The organism is Butyrivibrio sp. MB2005, from assembly GCF_000424285.1.
Taxonomy (GTDB): Bacteria; Bacillota; Clostridia; order Lachnospirales; family Lachnospiraceae; genus Butyrivibrio.
The window spans coordinates 30,269-33,516 of the sequence record NZ_KE384161.1 but is presented as its reverse complement, the minus strand read 5'-3'; the positions used below and the strand labels follow the sequence as shown (position 1 = coordinate 33,516).

General features: G+C 41.7%; 2 protein-coding genes. Both read left to right on the top strand.

Translation table 11 applies throughout. The features are described from left to right. Window positions 1–188: 188 nt before the first annotated feature. The gene (locus G610_RS0119045; RefSeq protein WP_026524857.1) at window positions 189–1,571 is read left to right on the top strand and encodes an IS4 family transposase; all 1,383 of its coding nucleotides are present in this window, start codon (window positions 189–191) and stop codon (window positions 1,569–1,571) included. A gap of 204 nt (window positions 1,572–1,775) precedes the next feature. Continuing rightward, entirely contained in the window at window positions 1,776–2,864 is a 1,089-nt protein-coding gene (locus G610_RS0119040; RefSeq protein WP_026526022.1) for a glycosyltransferase family 4 protein, read from the top strand. The last annotated feature ends 384 nt before the right edge of the window (window positions 2,865–3,248 follow it).

Genomic DNA, 3,248 nt, shown 5'->3' with positions numbered 1-3,248 from the left:
ATACTCAAACTTCCCACTTGGGAATTGACAGTTGAACCTTGAAAACTCAATAAAAATGCCATCTAAAAAGGCGCAAGCCCAGTATTTGCGGTATAATTGAATTGACGAGAAACAAAAATACTAGCAAATAAGCGAGGTGCGCCATGTCTATTGTATCACATAACCTGAAAACTGACTATTCCGATGAAATGATTCAGAACAATGATCTAAATCGGTCAGTGGATTCCTTCATCTCTAAGTTTGAGGTTGTGAAACACCTTTACAGATGTGGCGCAGGCAAAGCCAGAGGCGTTGCAATAAGTGTCATCTTTACATATCTGCTTAAGCTTGTTTTTATGAACAAGAGCATGTATATGCAAATGCATCAGGGGAAGTTCACTGAGGCATTTTCCAAGAACGCAGTATATCGCTTTCTTGACAATCCAAAGGCCAACTGGCAGAAGTACACAATTGAGCTCTCTGCTGACATAATCAACAACATGCTCAGAGATCTTACCAGCAAGGAGCGTCGTGATGCTTTTGTTATTGATGACAGCCTGTTTGACAGGTCTCGTTCTAAGAATGTTGAGCTTTTATCACGAGTTTTTGATCACTGTGGCAAAGGTTATAAAAAAGGCTTCAGGCTCCTGACACTTGGTTGGTCAGATGGAGCAACTTTCCTTCCGATTGACTTCTGCCTGCTTAGTTCAACAAATGAAAAGAACCGTTTCAACTCAGCAAAAGACTTTGACCACAGAACATTGGCTTATCGCAGACGCGAGCAGTCTCAAACTAAATCTACAGATGTTGTTATGCAGCTTCTTGAAAATGCTGTAAAAGCAGGTCATAGTGCCAAGTATGTTCTGTTCGACAGTTGGTTCTCGGAACCGGTTAACATACAGCGAATCAAGAAGATGGGCCTTGATACCATTGCCATGATTAAGAAGAGTTCCAAAATCAATTATCTTGTTGGGGAAGAAAAGCTTAATGTAAAGCAGATCTACTCACGCAACAGAAAACGTCGCGGCCGCTCCAAATATCTTCTTTCTGTAGATGTGATGCTTGGAAAAGAAGATAAGGTACGTGGTCTTAACCCCATAGAGGCAAAGATTGTTTATGTAAGGAATCGATCCAACAGGAAGGACTGGCTTGCTATAATTTGCACTGACATGAGCCTTTCTGAAGAAGAGATCATTGCTCAATATGGAAAAAGATGGGCCATAGAGGTCTTCTTCAAGACATGCAAGAGTTATCTTCATCTTGTGAAGGAATATCGTGGTCTTTCATTTGATGCAATGTGTGGTCACATAGCTGTTGTTTTCACAAGATACATGATACTTGCGATTAACCGGAGATATTCTGATGACCAGCGTAGTCTCGGTGAGATATTCTTCTTCATGGTTGATGAGATTGCTGACATCACTTTCGATGATTCCATGCAGATCATATTTACTGCACTGTTTGAGGCTATATCAGTTGTGTTCCAGCCTACTGAAGCCAAGATGACTGAGTTCATCAATGCATTCCTCGGCGGGCTTCCCGATTATATGCAGAGCGCCCTTAGCCCCATGCAAGAGGCTCTGACTGCCTGATGTATATTTGACATGGCATCTTTATTGAGTTTTCAAGGGACTAATCCACTTTTACAAGTGGGAAGTTTGAGTTATATATTCCATTTTACGCTAATTTCCCCTATAAAATCTACTATTTGATAAGCCGCTTCAAGAAATGATTTTTTACAAAAACTCCTTATAATGATAAGATTAGCCTATCATTTATGACAGTGAGGTCTATTTGTGGCTACTTCTAATAACAGAAAAAAAATTTGCATGATAGTGCAGGAGCGCACAGTAAAGGGCGGAATCGCCGCAGTTATCGAAAATTACTACGGAAGCCGTCTTGAAGATGATTTTGATATAACCTACGTGGAATCCTACTGTGACGGCTCCAAGTGGAAAAAACTCTCAAAGGCACTGGGTGCCTACAGGGAATTTAGACGCGTACTAAGGACAAACAGACCGGATGCTGTTCATGTACATTCATCCTTTGGGCCAAGCTTTTTTAGAAAAATGCCCATAATCGTAATGGCCCACAACAGGAAAATTCCAATTATCAACCACATCCACGGCTCTGCTCTTGACGAGCTTTACACCAATGCAGGGAGCTTTAAGAAATACCTTGTTCGCAAAATCTATGGCTACTGCACAAGGATTGTTGTACTGTCTGAGGAATGGAAAGAAAAGCTGTCGGTAATTGTGCCTGCTGAGAGGATTACTGTCGTTTCCAATTATTGCAAGATTTATCCCGAAATGGCAGCTGATACTTCTCTGTCTGAGCGTTTTAACAAGCGTCAGATCCTGTATCTTGGACGTTTCGATAATCTAAAGGGTGTTGTGGATATTCCTGCCATCGCGGATATAGTAAAAAAGAAATTTGATGATGTTCGTTTTGTTCTTGGCGGAACAGGTGAGACAGAGCCTGTTATAGCCGAGATTGAAAGACTTGGGCTTCAGGATACGGTGATCTTGCCTGGATGGATTACAGGAGATGAAAAAGAAAAGCTCCTTCGCGAAAGTGCTATTTTCCTTCTGCCCTCCCACATGGAGGCTATGCCCATGTCAATCCTTGAAGCCATGGGATATGCTCTTCCCATTGTGTCCACAGAGGTTGGCGGCATCCCTCAGGTTGTAGCAAAGGATGTAAACGGCAAGCTCTATGCGCCTCAGGATGCATCAGGCATGGCGCAGGGAATTCTGGATTATCTATCAAGTTATGAGGCTTATGTCTTTGCCGCAAAGAAGAGTCTTGAGATTGCTACAGAAAAGTATAGCTTTGATGCACATATAGATAAGCTTGAGAAGATATATGATGAGGTGACAAGATAGATTAGAATTTCGCCGGCTACACTCTTGTATTAATTCTTTAGGAAAAATCTTGCGCAGGCTGTATTTTGAGAATGTATTCTGAAATAAAAAACTTCCGGGTCTTTTGAACGATCCGGAAGTTTTGTTATGTTGTGAAATGAATGCCTCTGATATTCGGTTGTTGACGTGCGCCTCTATTTTGAGGAAATTTGCGATTTTCTCTGCTTGAATCGTTGATATTCTCAGGTCTTTTCCTGCTTCACGCCTCTATTTTGAGCTTTTTCCCGATTTCCTCTGCTTGAGCAGCTTCAATTCTCTTATCTCTCCCTGCTCCACGCCTCTATTTTGGCTTTTTTCCCGATTTCCTCTGCTTGAGCAGCTTCTATTCTCATATTCCTCCCTGCT

Excerpts from the sequence above, each read along its gene's own strand:
- G610_RS0119045 (WP_026524857.1), top strand. The coding sequence starts at position 189 with ATGATTCAGAACAATGATCTAAATCGGTCAGTGGATTCCTTCATCTCT.